Source organism: Methyloceanibacter sp. wino2, from assembly GCF_003071365.1.
In the GTDB taxonomy this organism is placed as follows: Bacteria; Pseudomonadota; Alphaproteobacteria; order Rhizobiales; family Methyloligellaceae; genus Methyloceanibacter.
On record NZ_CP028960.1, the window covers coordinates 1019045 to 1038272 of the forward strand.

Genomic DNA, 19228 nt, shown 5'->3' on the forward strand with positions numbered 1-19228 from the left:
GCGACTCCCTCAACAGTCTTTTCGATTAGGTCTTGGGCTAGGCCTGAGCCGTTGACGGCCCCGGCAGGCTCGGCAGGTCGCCTTGGTTCTGCACCTCGACGTCGAGGCTGGACGGCGCGCGTTCGGCTTGCGCCCGCTCGCGCTCTTTGCGGCGCCGGTGATTGGCGAGCGCGTTGAGTAGCGCGCCAACATCCCGCGCCGACATTGGTTCGCCGTAGTAGAAGCCCTGTCCGAACTCACAGCCGATCGAGCGTAGATAGTTCGCATCGGCCTGGGTCTCGACCCCTTCGGCGACCACTTCCTTCCCGAGCTCGTGCGCGAGCGTCACGACCGAGCGCAGGATCAGCGGCGTCTGCTCGTTGTCCGAGTTGTCGTGTACGAGCGACTTGTCGACCTTGATGATGTCGAATGGGAAGCGGTGCAGATAGCTGAGCGAGCTGTAGCCCGTGCCGAAATCGTCCAAGGCGAGGCTCGCCCCATAAGTCTTGAGCCAGGTGAGAATCTCGACGGCGCGCTCGGGGTTCTCCATCACCAGTGACTCGGTGACTTCAAGCTTGAGCGTTCCGCGCGCCACCTGCTCGCGCGCGAGAAGCAACCTGATCTCCTGCACCATGTCCTGGCGGAAGAGCTGCCGGCTCGAGACGTTGACGCTGACGAACAGCGGATCGCGGTCGCGCGGCAGGACGCGATGCCATGTGGCCGCCTCGTCCAAGGCTTGGCTGAGCACGTAGCTGCCGAGCTCGACAATGAGCCCCGACTCTTCCGCAAGCGGAATGAAGTCCTGCGGGGACAGGCGGCCACGGGTCGGATGATCCCAGCGCATCAAAGCTTCGAAGCCGGCGAGCTGGTTCGAGGCCAAGCGTGTGATCGGCTGATAGAGCACCGAAATCTGCTGGCGCTGAAGCGCCATACGCAGCTCGCTCTCGAGCGGAAGACGGTTCTCCTCCTCCGTGCGCATGGCCGGATTGAAGATCTCGATGCGATCCGCGCCGCGGCGCTTGGCGCGCAGCATCGCCAACTCGCCGTCACGCAGCATCTCTTGTGCATTCGCCTGCGAGCCGTCGTGAACCACGATGCCGATCGAGGCGGTGAGGATGATCTCCTTGGTGCTGATCTTCATCGGCGTGCGGAGCGCTCGGCGCACCCGCTCCGCCAAGGTCGCGACGTGATGCGGATCGCTGTCCGATATCAGCATGATTGCGAACTGATCACCGCCGAGACGCGCAAGTGTGTCTTGCGGATTGAGATGGCGAGAGAGCCGGCGCCCGAGCGTCAAGAGCATCGAGTCCCCGATCACGAGGCCGAAGCTCTTGTTGACGTTCTTGAAACGGTCGATGTCGATGAAAAGGATCGTCGGTCGGTTCGACTGTCCTTCGGCCGCACGGGTGATGGCACCATCCAGCCGATCCATGAGGAGCTGGCGATTGGGAAGGCCCGTCAGGCTGTCATGCACGGCGTCATGCATGAGGCGCTCATGGGAGCGCTTCAGATTGGTCACGTCGCGCAACAAGCCGACGCAGCGCAGAAGGCGGACGTTCTCGTTTGGAGCCGCCTGAGCGTTGAGCTCGTACCAAAGATACGTCCCATCGTGACGGCGCAGACGGAAGTCCGTCTGGAAGTCGCCGCCCTTCTTTTCCTGCAAGGACTGCATGAGCAGCCGGAAGCGCTCCCGGTCCGAGGCATGCATATGCTTCAGGAACTCGCTTACGGACACGTTGAGCGCCCCGGGCTCCAGCCCGAGTTCCGCTTCGACTTCGTGGCCCACGGTGATGAGATCGCGACCCGCGTGCCATTGGAACACGTGGGTGCCGGATCCATCGACGGCCAGAGACTTCATCTGCACGAGACTGGGCGGCCCCAGGCTCATCGCCGACCCGCCTGTGTGGAATGCGAACTGGGTAACGGTGAAGCCGAGCAACACCAAGATCAGTACGAGGCCCGCGATGAGGCTCGACCCGACGACCTCGCCGGAGAGCTTGCCCGTGACGATCATCGAGGCGCCCAAGAGCCACACGATCAGCAGCATCCAACTCGGGATCAACGAGAGCGCCCTGTCCTGGCCGCGAAGCGCGAAATAGGCGATGAGTACGGTTCCGACGCCCGCGATGATAATGGTCGAAGCGCGCGCGAGCCCGGCGGCCGTCTGCGGATCGACGATCGCGACGACGATCAGGATGAACTGCGCCGCGATCCAGACCCAGAACACGCTGCGGATCCACACGTGCCAGAGACCGATGCGCAAGAAGGTATAGAGAAACAGCGCCAAGCTTGCGGCAAGGCCGGCTTCCGCCGCCGCGCGGTAGGTGGCCGTGCGGTCGGGGCCGACCGGGAACAGCTTGTTCCAGAAGCCGAAATCGACGCAGAAGTAGACCAGGGCCGCCCAGGCGACGAGCGCGGTGGCCGGGAAGATCGCGCGGTGGTTGGCGGCGAAGATCGCCGTCAGGAAGATCGCCAGCAGACCCGTGATGCCAAGAAGCACGCCCTTGAACAGCATGCTGTCCTGCTGTTTGGCCTGGTAGAATTTCGGGGTCCACAGGGTGAGCTGCGGCACCTTCGAGGACGCCAGCTCCGCCGCGTAGGTTACGGTTTGCCCGGGCTCCAAGGTCAGCCGGAACATGTCGGCGCGGTCGCTTTGCAGGGACTCCGGCCGGAAGCCGAGTGAGGGCGTAACGGCCGTGATGCGGGGCGCGTCTAGTTCGGGGCGGAACACGCCGGAATTCGCGAGCGTATAGCGCGGGGCCACAAGCCAGCGCACGATGCGGCTGTCCGTCGGGTTCGACAGCGCAAACACCAGCCAGCTGGGATCGGTGCCGGGGGTCGAGGCCGAAACCGCCATACGGCCGATATAGCCATCGGGTCCGGGCGCCGTTTCGATCTGCAGCCGGTCTCCCCGCCCCTCGTAGAGCTCGCCTTTTGTGGTGATCTCCATCTTCGCGGCGTCGGGGTCCACGGCGAGGGCTTCGATCGCGTTGGCCACACCCGCAAGCGGCGGACAGAACTGCAACAGGGCCAGCAGAAGCCCGTAGGCGAGCACAAGCGCTCCGACCCGGCGCTGCCGCCGGGAGTCGGAGTGTCTTGGCACGGCGCGATGGGCGCTCACCGAGCCATGTGGGGCCACACTCACCCTCCGTTCCCCGGTACGCGCTGATCCGTTTCCAGAAGCGCATAAAGCAGATGGTCGCGCCAGTCGCCGTTGATGCGCAGATATCGGCGCGCGAGCCCTTCCTTCTTGAACCCGACCCGCTCCAGAAGCCGCATCGACGCGGTGTTCGTCGGCAGACAGGCTGCTTCGAGCCTGTGCAGCTCAAGCGAGTCGAATACGAAGGGTACGACCGCGCGAACCGCGGCGGTTATGTATCCTTGCCGCGCGTATGCCTCGCCGACCCAATAGCCAAGCGTACACGACTGCGTCACGCCGCGCCGGACATTGCACAAGGTGATCCCTCCCACGAGAGCCGTGGACTGTGCATCGTAGACGAACAAGGCGTAGCCCATGTCCTCACGCATATCGCGCAGATAATGGCGGATACGGCGGCGGAAGGAGGCTCTGGAGAGTTCGTCCGGCGCCCAGAGAGGCTCCCACGGGACGAGGAAATCCTGGCTTGCGGCGCGGAGTTCCGCCCATGCCGGATAGTCCGACATTTGAGGCGCGCGCAGCAACACCCGATCGGTCTCGAGAACCGGACCGAAATCCCCTGGGGTTGCAGCTCGCAGCAAGGCCATACGTCAACACCCTCTTCAGGCGGCTCGGCTCGCCGGCACGATAAACTTGTCGGCCACGGCTTCGAATCGTCCAAGATTAGCAACGGGCCCCACAGTCGCAAGACTGAGAGGCGTGCCCAAAATCCTCTGCAGCAAGGCCTGCAGGTCCGCGGTACCGACGGCCTCGATCCGCTCGACGAGTTCGGTGGTCGGCAATACGCGTCCGCAGAACAGGACGTGGCGCGCCAGTTGTTCGGCCCGCGCGCTCGAACTCTCAAGCGCCGCCAAGAGCCCCATCTTCATCTGGGCTTTCACGCGTCCGAGCTCGGCCTCGGCGAAGCCGGCATTCGCCGCCCGGTCCAACTCGTCGCGAATGACGGAAAACAGCTCGTGGGATTTCTCAGGGGCGCCGGCCGCGTGAATGACAAACATGCCGCTGTCGGTCAGACCCGTCGAAAAGGCGTAGACAGAGTAGCAAAGCCCGCGCCGCTCCCGGACTTCCTGGAAGAGCCGAGAGGACATGCCGCCGCCGAGCGCGCCGGCCAGGATCTGCGCGGTGAAATAGTCGGGCTGGTGATAGGCGGGCGCTTCCAACCCAATCATCAGATGCGTCTGCTCGAACGGTTTGTCCGACTGACGCCGGCCGCCGCGATAGATCGCCTCCTGAGGGGTCGGGGTGCCGTCGGAGGGCAAGCCGGACAGCCGGCGCTCGGCTTCCGCCACAAGCGCCTCGTGATCGACCGCACCCGCGGCCGCCAGAACCATGTTCGGCCCATGATAGTGCGTGGCGAGATAGGACCCGAGATGGTCCCGCTCGAAGGCACAGACGCTGTCCGCCGTGCCGAGAATGGGGCGCCCCACGGGCTGATCGGGAAATGCGGCTTCCGACACGAAGTCGTAGACGATGTCGTCGGGCGAATCCGAACTTGCGGCGATCTCCTGGAGAATGACGTCGCGCTCGCGCGTGAGTTCGCCGCCGTCGAAGCACGGTTCCAAGATGATGTCGCTCAGGATGTCCAATGCGAGCGGCAAATCCTTCGGGAATGCGCGTGCATAGTACCCGGTCGAATCGACTGAAGTTGCCGCGTTCAGGTCGCCGCCGACCGACTCGATCTCCTCGACGATCTCACGCGCCGTCCGCCGCTTGGTTCCCTTGAAAGCCATGTGCTCCAGGAAATGCGCGACGCCGTGCTCCATCAGTTGTTCGGAGCGGCTGCCCGCACCGACCCAGATGCCGAGCGACACGGTCTCTACTTCGGGCATGGTGTGGCTGACAATAGTCAGTCCGTTGCTCAGGGTGGACCGTGTGACGCTCACGCCTCGGCTCCCGTCAGCGGTGCGGCGGCTCGTGCGTGATCGAAGACGAAGTTCGCCACCGCCGCGAAGTCGGCAGGCATATCCGTACAGCGCTCTTCGCTGCCGAGCTTCAAGGTGAGGCGTTCGGGCTGGGCCGGCTCGATACCGATGGCCTGGCGCACGGCATCTGGGAACTTGGCCGCGTGCGCGGTCGACAGGATAACCATGGGCGTCGTGCCGAGCCCCGTTTCCTGCTTGGCGGCCGCGATGCCGACGGCTGTGTGCGGGTCAACCACCATGCCGGTCTCTTCGAATACCCCCCGAATGGTCATTTGCGTCACGTCTTCTCCAGCGGAATGGGCACTGAAAAGATCGCAGAGCTGCCCGAACTCGCCCTGGCTCAGCGTGAACGAGCCCTGAGCGCGCAAATCCTCCATCAAGCTCCGAACCCTGGACGAATCCCGCCCGGCAAGCTCGAACAGGAGGCGCTCGAAATTGCTGGCAAGCTGGATGTCCATGCTGGGACTTGAGGTCGCGATCACGCCCTGCGGCTCGTAAGTCCCTGAGGCCAATGCGCGGGGAAGACTGTCATTGAGGTTCGTGGCGATAACGAGGCGTTGGACCGGCAGGCCCATAGCGCGGGCGGCGTAACCTGCGAAAATATCACCAAAATTTCCGGTGGGCACTGAGAAGGCCACCGGCCGGTAGGGCGCGCCGAGCGTCACGGCCGAAGTGAAGTAGTAGCCGATCTGGGCAAGGATCCGGGCGAAGTTAATCGAGTTGATCCCGGTCAGCCCGAGGCGCGCGTTCAACTCCCGATCCCCGAACAGCGCCTTCACGATCGCCTGGCAATCGTCGAAGGTCCCTTCGACCGCGATGTTGTGGATGTTGGCCTCTGTGGCCGTGGTCATCTGGCGGCGTTGAACGTCGCTGACGCGCCCCTTCGGATGCAGGATGAAGACGTCGATGGCGTCCAGGCCGCGGAACGCCTCAATTGCGGCCGCGCCCGTATCGCCGGAGGTCGCACCGACGACCGTGGCGCGCTGTCCGCGTCGCTTGAGCGCACGGTTCATGAACCGCGACACGACCTGCATGGCCAGATCCTTGAAGGCCAGCGTGGGGCCGTGAAACAACTCCAGGACGAAGCTGTTGGGCCCAATCTGAGTCAGTGGCGCGACGGCGGGATGGTGGAACCCGTCATAGGCTTCCGACAACACCTCTTCGAGGTCGTTCAGACACGGGTCGCCCTCCAGGAAGGGACGCATGACCCGGTAGGCGGCGTCGGCATAATCGAGGCCTGCGAGGGCGGCAATCTCGTCCGGTGACAATTTCGGCCAGCTCTCGGGCAAGAACAGGCCTCCATCGTCCGCAAGCGCAGCCAAGAGCGCACCCTCGAAAGAGAGCGCCGGGGCAGACCCGCGCGTTGAAATGAACTTCAATATGTGCCTCTCACCGGAATTCTAAGACTTTTTGCCAGACCCTAGCCCCCGGAGCGCGGACCCGCAATATGGCGGGGGAGCACTGTTAAGACCGCCTCCCGGTCATCACGCTCCAGACATAGGCGGCATAGATCACCAGCAGACAGGCAGCCAGAAGGAACCACGTCAGGGCATATTGCAGGTGTTTATTGGGCAGTTCCAGCCGCGTTTGCCCGCCCTTCGGCCAACCGCCCGGAACGTCGCTTGCCTCCGCCTCCAGGAAGAAGGGTAGCACCTGCACGGTCCCGCCCGGGAACATGGATCGGGCCATACCGCCCAGATCCCGAGTGAACCACTGGTTGGCCTCCTCGTCATTGTCCGGCGAGAACAGGTTTGGCTTCTCACTGGTTCGCACGAGCCCCGTCACCGTGACGATGTCCTGGACCTGCCCCTCTTGCCGGGTGCCGGGCTCCCGGTGGTCGTCCGGCACGAACCCGCGGTCGACGAGGACAACGCGTCCCGAGGCCGTCTCCAGGGGGGCGATGACATGCCAGCCCGGCTCGCCGTCCGACGAGATGGAGTAAAGGTAGCGCTCCAAATTGTGGTGGAACCGGCCCTCGGCGCTCACCCGGAGATAGTTCGGATCGCCCCACTGTTTGGCGAGTTCGACGGCCTGCTCCAGCGAGACAGGCTTGCGCTCCGTCCGCGTCTCGATGCGCTGGATGATGCGTTCTTTCCATTCGAGGCGTTGAAGCTGCCACTGGCCGAGCCAAATCAGAAGGCCAAAGCCGATCAGAGTGGCTATCGTGAGCCTGATGAGAGCCGGAGTCGTCATGATCCTAGGCTAGCGGTCCGAGACCAGCTTGCCTTCTTCGGCCTTGTTCCGGAATTGAAGTGCGATCAAGACACCCTTGAAACTGCGAAGCAGGAGAAGTGGAAGAACGAGAGCCGCCGTCCCCCAGACCAGGGCGTGTACCCAATAAGGGGGCTGGTAGACGGCTTCGACATAGAGTGCGGCGCCGACGATGATGAAGCCCGTAAACAGCATTACGAAGATGGCCGGCCCGTCTCCGGAATCGGCAAAATCGTAGTTGAGACCGCAGACATCGCAGGCCGGTGCCAAGGTCAGATAGCCATTGAACATCTTCCCCTTGTGGCAGGACGGGCACCGCCCGCACATCCCGGCCCAAACCGTGGAGCCCAAGGGTAGATGTACTTTGTGGCTATGTGGCTCGCTCATCTTCAACCCGCAATCATCTGTTGTCCGAAACGGACGGTGGCCAAAACAGAAAGGGGCGGCCGCTGGACCGCCCCCCTCCGATGTTCGTGCCTTTCGCCGCTAGTGGCCGGCGTTCGCCCCCGCGCCCCAGATATAGATGGAGCAGAACAGGAACAGCCAGACAACGTCGACAAAATGCCAATACCAAGCCGCCGCTTCGAAGCCGAAGTGCTTGTGCGGCGTAAAATGGCCGGCCAGCGCGCGGAAGAGGCAAACCAGCAAGAAGATCGTACCCACGATCACATGGAAGCCGTGGAAGCCGGTGGCCATGTAGAACGTCGAGCCGTAGATGTGGTTGGAGAAGCCGAACCCTGCATGCATGTACTCGAAGGCCTGCAGGCAGGTGAACAGAAGGCCCAGCACCACGGTGCAGGTCAGACCCCAGATAAGTCCCTTGCGGTCGTCGTGCAGCATGGCGTGGTGCGCCCAGGTCGCCGTCGTACCGGATGTCAGCAGGATCAGCGTGTTGACCCAGGGCAGACCCCAAGGATCGAATGTGTGGCCAAAGAAGCCGAGGCCCGGCACTTCAGTCTCGGCGCTCGGGATCGGGGGCCACTGGCCGCCCGTAACGACCGTTCGCGCATAAGTCACCGCATCGTCGGGGAACAGCGCGACGTCGAAATACGCCCAGAACCAAGCGACGAAGAACATCACCTCGGAGGCGATGAACAGGATCATGCCGTAGCGGAAGTGAAGCTGAACCACGGGCGATTGGTGACCCTCGGCTTCCTCCTTGATGACGTCTCGCCACCAGCCGAACATCGTGATCACCACGATTGCGAGGCCAGGGAGCACGTACCAAAGCTGCGGGTCGCCCGCTTTCTTGCCCATGAAATACATGAGGGCGCCGAGCGCCAGCACCAAGCCACCGATCGACCCGACAAGCGGCCACGGGCTCGGATTGAGTAGATGGTAGTCGTGTTGTGGTTTTGCGTGGGCCTGGGCCATCGTGAGTTCCCCTTCCTCCCCAATCGATCTTTTGGCGCGCCTAAGTCACGCCGTGTCGCTTACGATCCCGACGCCCTATCCCCCGGCGCGGCAGCGACATCCGACGGGTCGTCGCTCCGGTAGAAGGTATAGGACAGCGTAATCTCCTCAATGTTTTTCGTACTCTCGTCATCGACGATCGCGGGATCGACGAAGAACGTAACCGGCATTTCGATGCTCTGCCCTGCGGCGAGCGTCTGCTGCTTGAAGCAGAAGCATTCGATCTTCTTGAAATAGCGGCCTACCGATTCCGGGGCCACATTGAAACCGGCCGTGCCGCTGACGGGCTTGTCGGTGTTGTTGTGCGCCTTGAAGAAGACCAGCGCCGTATCGCCGATCTTGAGATCCACGGAACGCTGCTCCGAGCCGAACTGCCAGGGCAGATCCTTGTCGACGTTGGTGTCGAACCGCACCTTGATCGTTCGATCGAGGATATGGTCCGGCGCCACGGTCGCCACCTGGGTCGTCCCGCCATAGCCCGTCTGCTGGCAGAACAGGCGGTAGAGCGGAACCGCGGCAAAGGACAGCCCGACCATGCCGGCGACGACGCCGGCAAGAACCAGCGCGACAAGCCCGCGCTTGTCGCGACGCCCTGCCATCTCAGAACCGTTGTCGCCCGTTTGGGTCACGTTCAGCGCCTTACCTATCAAATCTGCCGGATGGCGACATTGCCGCCGAGCCGGACAATGGTCACGACAAAGAACAGAATAACAAGAATCGCGAGGGTCCAGGCGATTGCCAGAGACCTTCTGCGTTGTCGGCGTTTGCGTTCGGCTTCGGCATTTTCCATCACAACGTCCAGATGCGTGGCAGTACGCCACCGTCCAACCCGAAGCCATGCTCGACGAGGAGCACCGCGAACAGCACAAACAAATACAGGATCGAATAAGCGAAGAGGTTCTTGGCCGCCCGCTCGCCAGCGGCGCCCTCGCGCTCCCGGTAGCAGTCGAAGGCAAGCACCAGGAAGAACGCGCCGAAGATGGCCGCGACCAGCGTGTAGAGCGAACCGCCGAGGCCTATCACGGACGGCACCATGCCGAGCGGCACCAAGATGATGCTGTAGATCAGGATCTGCCGACGCGTCTCGTCCGCGCCATGGGTCACCGGCAGCATGGGCACGCCGGCGCGCCGGTAGTCGGAGCTGCGGATCAGCGCCAGCGCCCAGAAATGAGGTGGGGTCCACATGAAGATGATGAGGAACATCACGAAGGATTCGAGGCTCACGGTCCCCGTGGCCGCCGCCCAGCCGATCATCGGCGGCAAGGCGCCCGCCGCGCCGCCGATCACAATGTTCTGGGGCGTCAACCGCTTCAGCCACATCGTATAGACGAACACGTAGAAGCCGATGGTGAAGGCCAGCAACCCTGCCGCGACCCAATTGACCATGAGCCCAAGGCAGAGAACAGAGCCGATCCCCAGGACCGACCCGAAAGCCAGGGCCTCGTTCGGGGTCAGCGCACCTTGCGGCAACGGCCGCGATGCGGTGCGGGCCATGCGGGCATCGATATCCGCGTCGTACCACATGTTCAGAGCACCCGACGCACCGGCGCCGACGGCGATGCAGAGAAGGGCCGCGATCGCGAGGACGGGATGCATGTGCACGGGCGCGGTGACGAGGCCGACCAGCGCCGTAAACACCACAAGGAACATGACCCGCGGCTTGAGCAGCTCCGCATAGTCGGAGATGTCGCCCCCAAGGTTACTCCCAAGGGCGACATCCAACCTGCCTGGTGTCGTTTCGACAGTCGTGTCTGTCATTGGCCTACTTACTCCAGCGCCTCACTTCGGCGCCCCTGGACCTTATTTGACCCGCGGGAGCGTATCGAAGGTGTGGAACGGAGGCGGCGAGGAGACAGTCCACTCCAGCGTCGTCGCACCCGCACCCCAAGGATTGTCGGCCGACTTCACCTTGCGGGTGAACTGCACGATCACACCGATAAAGAAGATGATGAAGCCGAGGAATGCGAGATAGGCACCGAGCGAAGACACGAAGTTCCAGCCCGCGTAGGCATCCGGATAGTCGGCATAGCGGCGCGGCATGCCGGCAAGACCCAGGAAGTGCTGCGGGAAGAAGGCCAGGTTCGCACCGATGAACATGGTCCAGAAGTGCAGCTTGCCCCAGAACTCCGAGTACATGTAGCCGTACATCTTCGGCGACCAGTAGTACCAGCCCGCAAAGAGCGAGAAGACGGCCCCGAGCGACAGCACGTAGTGGAAATGCGCCACCACGTAGTAGGTGTCGTGGAAGGACCGGTCGACGCCCGCGTTCGACAGCATCACGCCCGTCACACCGCCGACGGTGAACAGGAAGATGAAGCCGAGCGCCCAGACCATCGGCGTTTTGAACTGGATCGAGCCACCCCACATGGTCGCAATCCACGAGAAGATCTTCACGCCCGTAGGCACGGCGATCACCATCGTGGCGAACACGAAGTAAGCCTGCGTGTTCACGTCCAGACCTGCGGCATACATATGGTGCGCCCAGACCACGAAGCCGATCACGCCGATCGCCACCATGGCGTAGGCCATGCCGAGATAGCCGAACACGGGCTTACGCGAGAACGTCGCAACGATCTGGCTGATGATGCCGAAGCCCGGCAGGATCATGATGTAAACTTCCGGGTGGCCGAAGAACCAGAACAGGTGCTGCCACAGAAGCGGATCGCCGCCATGCTTCGAGTCGAAGAACGCGGTCCCGAAGTTACGGTCGGTCAGCAGCATGGTGATGGCGCCAGCCAGAACCGGCAGCGACAGCAGCAGCAGGAAGGCCGTAACCAGAATCGACCACACGAACAGCGGCATCTTGTGCAGGGTCATACCCGGCGCGCGCATGTTCAAAATCGTGGTGATGAAGTTGATGGCACCGAGGATCGACGACGCACCGCCAAGGTGAAGGGCCAGAATGGCGAAGTCGACGGAAACGCCAGGCGTGCCGTAGGTCGACAGCGGCGCGTAGATCGTCCAGCCAGCGCCGGCGCCTGTCGATCCGGGAGCACCCGGCATGAACAGCGACGAGATGAGGAGGACAAACGCCATGGCCAGCAGCCAGAACGAAATGTTGTTCATGCGCGGGAAGGCCATGTCGGGCGCGCCGATCATCAACGGCACCATCCAGTTGCCGAAAGCACCCATCGTGGCCGGCATGACCGCGAAGAACACCATGATGAGGCCGTGCGCCGTGACGAAAACGTTGAACATCTCCGGATTGCCGAAGATCTGCATGCCGGGCTCCATGAGCTCGGCGCGCATGCCCATGGACAAGAGGGCACCGACGATGCCGCCGACGAGCGACAGGATCAGGTAAAGAGTGCCGATGTCCTTGTGGTTGGTCGAGAACAGCCAGCGCTGCAAACCGTGCGGGTGATCGTCGTGATCGTGGTGGGCCGCTTCTGCCTGGGCATTGTTCGCCATGACTGTTTTCCCTTGTCGTCCTTTGGTTCTTGTAACCGGCCGTCAGGCCACGTGTTGATTTGCCGGCGCGCGACTAGTCGCGCGCCGACGCCAGCTTACCCTTCGCATCGATCGAGGCCGACTTTTTGCCTGCGACCCAGGCATCGTACTCGTCCTGCGAGACGACGCGCACGGCGATCGGCATGAACGCGTGATTGCGCCCGCAAAGCTCCGAGCACTGACCGTAGAACCAGCCCTCTTTCTCGGCCCGGAACCAGGTCTGCTGCAGCCGGCCCGGCACAGCGTCCAGCTTGACGCCGAAGGACGGGACCGCCCAGTCGTGGATCACGTCGTTCGACTTGAGGCTCACGACGACGTTCGCGCCGACCGGAACCACAACCTCGTTGTCGACCGTCAGCAGGCGCGGCTGCCCTTCCTTGAGCTGCGCGTCCGGCACCATGATTGAATTGAAGCTGATGTTCTCGTCCGGATATTCGTAGATCCAGTACCACTGGGCACCGGTGGCGGTGATGGACACATCCGCCTTGGGAAAGTCGTACTGGGCAAACAGAAGCCGGAACGACGGGATGGCGATCGCCACCAGAATGAAGATCGGAATGACCGTCCAGGCAACTTCAAGCAGGGTGTTGTGCGAGGTACGGGACGGCTCCGGATTGCTCTTCTCGTTGAACCGGACCATCACGATGACCATCAGCGCCAGAACGAACAACGTGATGGCGATGATGATGGCCGTCACATAGGTATGGAAATCGTTGATCTGCGCCATGATGGGCGTCATCGCTTCTTGGAAGCCAAGCTGCCAGGGATGCGCGCGCCCCGGCGGAAGTTCTTCAGCAAGCGCCGAGCCGCTAGCGCCGAGCCCCGCAAGCGCGGCCAGAACCATCAATGCACGATGCAACATCCCCATCCCATCACTCCCAAAGCCTGCTCTCCGACCACTCCTGGTTGGGAGGGTCAAAGTGCGATTATCGCCGAACGCGGGCCTTTTGGCCCTGCGCCCACTGTCGCAGTGGCGACGCTTATCAGCTTGCGCAAATTTTTGGCGTCGCCCCCGCAAAAACGCATTCTTGAGCCGACCGAGCGTAGCCCAGGTGTCAGCAGTTATTGTGTATTTTTAAAATCATAAAGGATATTGATTGGCAACAGTCATGATTCAGTTTTCAGTTTCTCTAAGGGCGACTTTGATGAACAAGTTCGCCCGGAGGTTGATTCCGTAGCAAGCCGCCAAGACGCGACGTGAATTCGCTGACCCACGTCAAACTTGCCGGCGATAGACCTGGTCGAATTTTGGCCCTATTGCCCGGCGAATGGCCTTGTTACTCCGTTGACCTGACCGCGACAGGGCGCAGGTTCACAGTCTTGTCCCAAGGGTTTTAGCCACCCTAGATCAGCTGCAGGAGGCCGGTTCGCCCTATGCTTACGCCATTGCTCTTGGCTTGCCCTCGTCTTGCCGCCTCCGGCAGCCGGATTTGCCGGCAAAACCTAAAGTCATGGGTGCTGCCCTTAGCTCTCGCCACTGCGGTTTTCGTCCTATCCGCGATCGAATCGCCGGCCCGCGCACAGGATGACGGCGGGGCGCAGAGTCCGGCGGGGCCTGCCGCCGTGCTGCGCGGAACCTTCGGCGCCTGGCAGCTCTATTGCCGCACGCCTCCCGGAGCCCGGGAAGAGAAATGCGCGATCGTACAGATGGTGACCGACGAGCAGCGGCCGAATGTCGGCCTGAACGTCCAGCTCTTCAAGTCGATCGGTGACGACACCAACATGATGCGCGTGGTCGCGCCGCTCGGGATCTTCCTTCCCCGGGGCCTCGGCGTGAAGATCGACGGCGAGGATGTAGGCAACGTACCCTACATCAAATGCGGGAAAACGTCGGGCTGCATCGCCGAATTCGAACTTCAGGACGAAGTCGTGACGAAGTTGAAGTCGGGCCAGAGCGCGTTGCTGATCATCTTTCCGACCGTCGAGGAAGGGATCGGCATTCCGGTTTCTTTGGAAGGGTTCACGCAAGCGTTCGCGACGCTCAAATAGCCAAGAAAAATCGGCGGCAGAAAAGGAGATATCCGCCGCCGATTCGTCCGTCTTTGGGGGACGGAAAACGCCCACATCCCGTGCAGGGTTCGGAAAGGGGCGTGGCTTGTAGAGTATATGGCTGCCCCACCCGGCCGTTCAAGTCGCGGCGCAGCATTCGCCCGACGGCGCAGCAATCATCCTAAACGTCATGGTCGACGCACCAATCGTGCAACGACTCCAAGATGCCGAGCGCCGAATGACCGAACGGCGTGAGTTCATAGGTCACGGCCACGGGCTTCGTGGCAATGACCTGCCGGCTCACGAGCCCGGTCTCTTCCATTTCCTTGAGACGTTCGGTGATCATCTTCTTGCTCGCGCCACCTAGTTCCCGCGACAACGCATTGAAGCGCGTCGGCCCCGCCTGCAGGTGCCAAAGGATCGAGGCCTTCCATTTTCCGCCGAGGATGCGCATGCCGCGCTCGACCGGACAGGGCTCGTTGCACTGTTTCGGCTCCGGGGAACTGGCTAGCGGCTCATCGCGCGCGGTGCGGCTGTCGGTCACGGTCGATCCTCGGCAATCCTTGGGCACAGTCCAAATCAGCACTCTCGTTCCGGGAGCGCTCACTAGGTTACGATTTGTATACTGGTTGATTATCGAAACCTGCACGCCTACGTCAAGCGGCATTGCCCGCCCGCATTCCGCATTGGCGGGACCCGACATCACGCTGCGTATCAGGAGGCTGACAGAATCATGGACCCGAAGCTTTTTAGCCCGCTCAAACTTGGCGACCTAACGCTCCCAAACCGGATCGTCATGGCGCCGCTGACACGAAACCGCGCCCTGCCCGACGGCGACGTGCCGCATGCGCTCAACGCCACCTACTACGCCCAGCGGGCGGGTGCGGGCCTGATCATCAGCGAGGGCACGCAGATCTCGCCCGAGGGCAAGGGCTACATCCAGACGCCCGGAATCTATAGCGACGCGCAGGTCGCCGGCTGGAAGGCGGTGACTGCCGCCGTTCACGCGGCCGGCGGGCGGATATTCGCGCAGCTCTGGCACGTGGGACGCATTTCCCACGTAAGCCTGCTGCCTGACGGTCAAGTACCGGTCGCCCCCTCCCCCATCACGGCCAACAGCCAGACGTTTACCGCTTCCGGTTTCGCCGATGTCTCCGAGCCGCGCGCGCTCGAGACGGACGAGATCGCCCGCGTGGTCGCCGACTACCGCAAGGCTGCCGAGAACGCGAAGGCGGCCGGCTTCGATGGAATCGAGGTCCATGCCGCCAATGGCTATCTACTCGATCAGTTCCTGCGCGATGGGACGAACAAGCGCGACGACGCCTATGGCGGGACGGCCGATAACCGCACGCGCTTCTTGGCCGAAGTCTTCGAGGCGGTCACGGGCGTCTTTCCGTCCAAGCGTGTCGGGGTGCGTTTCAGCCCGTTCTCCGGGTTCAACGACATCGCCGATAGCGATCCCGTCGCCACGTTCAGCGTGGCCATGGCCCGCGCGAACGATGCCGGGCTCGGCTACGTTCATCTCGTAGAAGGCCAAACGGGCGGTCCTCGTGAGTTTCCCGCGAACGCCATCGAGACGCTGCGCGCGAATTTCTCGGGCGCCTATATGGCGAACAACGGGTACGACCGAAAGATGGCGATCGACGCCGTCGAGACGGGCACAGCGGATCTCGTCGCCTTCGGCTCCTTGTTCATCGCCAATCCGGATCTCGTCGAGCGCCTGCGCCTCGACGCGCCCCTCAATGCGCCTGATCCGCAGACCTTCTATGGCGGCGATGCGGCGGGGTACACCGACTATCCCTCGCTCGAGCAAGCCGCCTAGACCGATATGCCGAGCCGGAGAGAGGCAGGCACCAACTTGTGCCCGCCTCTCCCGCGCACCTTTGCCTCACCGCGCCGGTCGCCCCAATTCCCGAGCAAGCGCGAGCAAAACGCCTTAGAGTTGCGAAACTGCAAGCAACCGGCGTGAGGCGAACCATGGCTTGGTACGATTGGGTCCTCTGGCTTGGCATCCTCTATATGTTCCTCGGGACGGATTTCACGCTGAACTGGCTCACGGGCATCGCCTATGGGCGCCGCATCGACAAGAACTCTCCGAACTTCGTCACGCGCCTTTATTACCGGGTCTGGGCCTCCGCGGATCCCAATGCGCGAGCTGACCGTGTGGACGGCCCAAAGAGCGTGCCCGCGCCATGGGTTACGGCGCTATGCGCCACAAATGCCCTCGCGACCTGCCTGATCGAGCTCCTTCTTCTCTACGGAATGTTGCAGGACCCACGGCCGGGCTACGTGACCATGGCCGCCTTTGCCTTTCTTCTGCGGGCAGAGATCGAGATCATCTATGGCTCCCAGCTGATCTGGGGTCCGGCGAGACTCCGCGGCGGACCGCTCGCCAACTACCTGATCATCGGCCTCGTCCCCCAGGTCCTGATTCCTTGTCTCGCGGCCATGCGCTTCTCGGGGCTCGGCCTCACACCGCTGTCGCTTGCGATCTTCGTCGGCATCCCCGTGGCGATTCTCGTATGGACTTGGATCGTCTACCGCCACGACCCGGTGCCGGCTCTGGACGAGGCGGCGCCCGGCCCGGCGGAGTGAGGGGCCGCCGGCGCCCACAATTTCGGCGCGGTCTTGGCTAGACTGCTGTGCATCTTACCGGCCTCAAGGAATCGGCCTTGAGGAAAGGTTTTGGAGCGGTCGGCATGCGGATTGGACCTTTGCGCTTCTGGACGAGCTTGCTCGGCATCGCGTTCCTTTGCCTTGCCGGGGCAAGCACCGCGTTCGCGGAGGCCGCACCCAGTGACAACGAGATCCAGGCTTCGTACCGGGTCGGCGTGGCGTCGATCGATCTCGGCACGTTCGATCTGACGGCGAACGTCGGCCGCAAGGATTACACCCTCAAGGCAAGAGGCGAGTTCTCGATCCTCGCGGGGCTTCTCTACAGAGCCAAGGGAAAGGCACAGAGCAACGGCAAGCTCCTCGATGCGACGCCCGCGCCGCAACAGTTCGACTTCTCCTACGCCGACAGCAACAAGAAGCAGGCGCTGCAGATCGACTTCAATGGAACAGCTCGTCCCGCTGTGACACGAACGCCGAAGAAGCGGCGCGACAAGAAGGCCGTGCCTCTTTCGGACGAGCAGCTTCGCAACGTGCTCGATCCGCTGACGGCCGCATTCCTATCCGTTCACGCCAGCGTGCCTCCCGGGGACCTCGCGGTCTGCAATCAGACCCTGCGGGTGTTCGACGGCAAGCAGCTCTTTGAACTGGCTCTCACACCGAAGCGCACCGAACAGCTCGGGCCGAAGGCTGCCGGAGACATTCCGGCCGCGGCGGTGTGCGCGGTCCGCTACCAGCCGATCGGCGGCCACCGTCCCGAGAGTTCGGCTGTGAGCTTCCTGCAGGAAACCGAGGGCATCGAGGCCTGGCTGGTGCCGGTCCCGGGAACGGAGATGTTTGTGCCCTATAAGGTCGTTGTGCCCACGTCGTGGGGAGACGGCATGGTGAAGCTCACCGGGCTGAAGACCGAGCCCGCCGCGCGCCGTGCCAGCGCGCGCTAGAGCGCCTCGCTCTCGAACAGCCTGTCGATATTGCCCTTCCAAGGCCCTTCATAGGCGGCGATGAGGCGGTCCGACTCCGTCCGGCCGGTCTCGACGATCTCCATAAGGGGGCGGAGCATGTGCGTCTCGTCCTGGCCCTTGTCGTTGCGTTGGGCCCGCCGCAGAAGGCCGCCCTCCGCCAGCGCCAGAACCTCGCGGGCAAGCTCCCGCAAGGTGCGGCCCCGGAATGGCGTGGCCAATCCTGTGCGCGGCACGGCGAGGCGCATCTCGTTGCGCTCCTCCTGCGTCCAGCTCGCGATCAGCGAGGCGGCGCCGTCCAGCGCGGTCGTGTCGTAGAGCAGCCCCGCCCACAGGGCCGGCAGCCCCAGGAGGAGACCGAACGGTCCGGCATCGGCACCGCGCATCTCGAGAAACTTCTTGAGACGCACCTCCGGGAAGAGCGTCGTGAGGTGATCGGCCCAATCGTCGATGGTGGGACGCAGTCCCGGCAGCGCTTCCAACTTGCCGCTCAGAAAATCGCGGAACGAGGCACCGGCGACATCGACATAGCGCCCGTCGCGATAGACGAAATACATCGGTACATCGAGCGCGTAGTCCACGTAGCGCTCGAAGCCCATGCCGTCGTCGAAGGCGAAGGGGAGCCCACCAGTTCTATCGGGATCGGTGTCTTGCCACATCTGCGCGCGATAGGACTGAAAGCCATTCAGCTTCCCTTCCGTAAAGGGCGAACTCGCGAACAGCGCGGTCGCGATGGGCTGGAGGGCAAGGCCGACCCGCAGCTTGCGCACCATGTCCGCTTCGTCGCTGAAGTCCATGTTCACCTGCACGGTCGCCGTGCGGAACATCATGTCGAGACCATGGCTCCCGCGCTTGGGCATGTACTGCATCATGATGCGGTAACGGTCCTTCGGCATCACGGGAATCTCGCCCAGCGTCCACTTGGGCGAGAAACCGAGCCCGAGAAAGCCGATACCCAGCTGATGCGCGACGGAACCGACTTGGCTCAGATGCTGGCGGAGTTCGGCTTCGGTATCGTGGATCGTCTTCAACGGTGCGCCGGACAGTTCCAGCTGTCCGCCGGGCTCGAGGCTAATCGATCCGCCGATGGGGCAATCCGAGCACGACAGCGCGATGATCTTGCCGTTCTCCCGGACCGCGTCCCAGCCGAAACAGTTGTGGTGGGCTTCCAAGAGCGCGCCGATGCCGCGGGGGCCTTCATAGGGGACCGGCGAATTGTCCGTAACATTGAAGACGAACTTCTCGTGCTCGGTGCCGATGCGCCATTCGGACTGCGGCTTACACCCCGACTCCAAATACCCGACGAGTTCATCGCGCGACTCGATGATGAGGCTCTCGGGCCCGTCCACGCGTGTCGACATGTGAGGAGAACTCCGCTTGGGTCGTTTGGAATAAGAAAGCCGATGGGCGATGCGCACCGGCGCGCCCCGGGGGGCGCGAACAAATCACTCTATTGCGGGCCAGTATATCGTACGGAGCGACCGGCGCGGCAAGAGACAGTTGCATGCCATAACAAAGCGTTGATCGGCGCTGCG

At 62.9% G+C, this 19228-nt stretch carries 18 protein-coding genes; 4 read left to right on the forward strand and 14 right to left on the reverse strand.

What is annotated here, in order from left to right; translation table 11 throughout:
• Positions 1–37: 37 nt before the first annotated feature.
• The 12 genes from DCY11_RS04745 to coxB all read right to left on the reverse strand — a co-directional run bounded on the left by DCY11_RS04745 (position 38) and on the right by coxB (position 12994).
• On the reverse strand, positions 38–3124 hold the full coding sequence (locus DCY11_RS04745) for an EAL domain-containing protein (protein ID WP_245409448.1): 3087 nt from the start codon (positions 3122–3124) through the stop codon (positions 38–40).
• On the reverse strand, positions 3121–3723 hold the full coding sequence (locus DCY11_RS04750; RefSeq protein WP_108681482.1) for a GNAT family N-acetyltransferase: 603 nt from the start codon (positions 3721–3723) through the stop codon (positions 3121–3123). The genes DCY11_RS04745 and DCY11_RS04750 overlap by 4 nt, the downstream gene beginning before the upstream one ends.
• Before the next feature lie 15 nt (positions 3724–3738).
• On the reverse strand, positions 3739–5019 hold the full coding sequence (locus DCY11_RS04755; RefSeq protein ID WP_108681484.1) for a pitrilysin family protein: 1281 nt from the start codon (positions 5017–5019) through the stop codon (positions 3739–3741).
• Positions 5016–6437, reverse strand: coding sequence for a threonine synthase (gene thrC, locus DCY11_RS04760; protein ID WP_108681486.1), 1422 nt, complete (start codon positions 6435–6437; stop codon positions 5016–5018). Before thrC ends, DCY11_RS04755 begins: the two co-directional genes overlap by 4 nt.
• Before the next feature lie 85 nt (positions 6438–6522).
• The gene (locus DCY11_RS04765) at positions 6523–7251 is read right to left on the reverse strand and encodes an SURF1 family protein (RefSeq protein ID WP_108681488.1); all 729 of its coding nucleotides are present in this window, start codon (positions 7249–7251) and stop codon (positions 6523–6525) included.
• Positions 7252–7260: 9 nt separating this feature from the next.
• Complete coding sequence (locus DCY11_RS04770) at positions 7261–7560, reverse strand: DUF983 domain-containing protein (RefSeq protein ID WP_342021995.1); 300 nt, start codon at positions 7558–7560, stop codon at positions 7261–7263.
• 195 nt (positions 7561–7755) lie between these two features.
• The gene (locus DCY11_RS04775) at positions 7756–8643 is read right to left on the reverse strand and encodes a cytochrome c oxidase subunit 3 (RefSeq protein ID WP_108681490.1); all 888 of its coding nucleotides are present in this window, start codon (positions 8641–8643) and stop codon (positions 7756–7758) included.
• Between the two features lie 59 nt (positions 8644–8702).
• The gene (locus DCY11_RS04780) at positions 8703–9281 is read right to left on the reverse strand and encodes a cytochrome c oxidase assembly protein (RefSeq protein ID WP_108683675.1); all 579 of its coding nucleotides are present in this window, start codon (positions 9279–9281) and stop codon (positions 8703–8705) included.
• A gap of 47 nt (positions 9282–9328) precedes the next feature.
• Entirely contained in the window at positions 9329–9472 is a 144-nt protein-coding gene (locus DCY11_RS15660) for a hypothetical protein (RefSeq protein WP_174202133.1), read from the reverse strand.
• Positions 9472–10440: a heme o synthase gene (gene cyoE / locus DCY11_RS04785; RefSeq protein WP_108681492.1), complete on the reverse strand. Its 969-nt coding sequence runs from the start codon at positions 10438–10440 to the stop codon at positions 9472–9474. Before cyoE ends, DCY11_RS15660 begins: the two co-directional genes overlap by 1 nt.
• 42 nt (positions 10441–10482) lie before the next feature.
• Positions 10483–12093 (reverse strand): cytochrome c oxidase subunit I, encoded by a 1611-nt coding sequence (gene ctaD / locus DCY11_RS04790; RefSeq protein ID WP_069444198.1) that lies wholly within the window; start codon positions 12091–12093, stop codon positions 10483–10485.
• A 73-nt stretch (positions 12094–12166) separates the two neighbouring features.
• The gene (gene coxB / locus DCY11_RS04795; protein ID WP_245409449.1) at positions 12167–12994 is read right to left on the reverse strand and encodes a cytochrome c oxidase subunit II; all 828 of its coding nucleotides are present in this window, start codon (positions 12992–12994) and stop codon (positions 12167–12169) included.
• A 593-nt stretch (positions 12995–13587) separates the two neighbouring features.
• Between coxB and DCY11_RS04800 the strand changes: the two genes are divergently transcribed.
• Positions 13588–14121: an invasion associated locus B family protein gene (locus tag DCY11_RS04800; RefSeq protein WP_159079805.1), complete on the forward strand. Its 534-nt coding sequence runs from the start codon at positions 13588–13590 to the stop codon at positions 14119–14121.
• Positions 14122–14302: 181 nt separating this feature from the next.
• Here the strand turns inward: DCY11_RS04800 and DCY11_RS04805 are convergent, their stop codons facing one another.
• Positions 14303–14665: a helix-turn-helix domain-containing protein gene (locus DCY11_RS04805; RefSeq protein ID WP_208430509.1), complete on the reverse strand. Its 363-nt coding sequence runs from the start codon at positions 14663–14665 to the stop codon at positions 14303–14305.
• A gap of 186 nt (positions 14666–14851) precedes the next feature.
• On the opposite strand from DCY11_RS04805, the gene DCY11_RS04810 reads away from it, so the two are divergent.
• The 3 genes from DCY11_RS04810 to DCY11_RS04820 all read left to right on the forward strand — a co-directional run bounded on the left by DCY11_RS04810 (position 14852) and on the right by DCY11_RS04820 (position 17675).
• The gene (locus tag DCY11_RS04810; protein WP_245409498.1) at positions 14852–15943 is read left to right on the forward strand and encodes an alkene reductase; all 1092 of its coding nucleotides are present in this window, start codon (positions 14852–14854) and stop codon (positions 15941–15943) included.
• A 155-nt stretch (positions 15944–16098) separates the two neighbouring features.
• Positions 16099–16716 (forward strand): hypothetical protein, encoded by a 618-nt coding sequence (locus tag DCY11_RS04815; RefSeq protein WP_108681502.1) that lies wholly within the window; start codon positions 16099–16101, stop codon positions 16714–16716.
• Between the two features lie 104 nt (positions 16717–16820).
• On the forward strand, positions 16821–17675 hold the full coding sequence (locus DCY11_RS04820) for a DUF3108 domain-containing protein (RefSeq protein ID WP_159079806.1): 855 nt from the start codon (positions 16821–16823) through the stop codon (positions 17673–17675).
• On the opposite strand, the gene DCY11_RS04825 is transcribed toward DCY11_RS04820, so the two are convergent.
• Positions 17672–19054 (reverse strand): glutamate--cysteine ligase, encoded by a 1383-nt coding sequence (locus tag DCY11_RS04825; RefSeq protein ID WP_108681507.1) that lies wholly within the window; start codon positions 19052–19054, stop codon positions 17672–17674. The two genes, DCY11_RS04820 and DCY11_RS04825, sit on opposite strands and share 4 nt — an antisense overlap.
• Positions 19055–19228 lie beyond the last annotated feature (174 nt).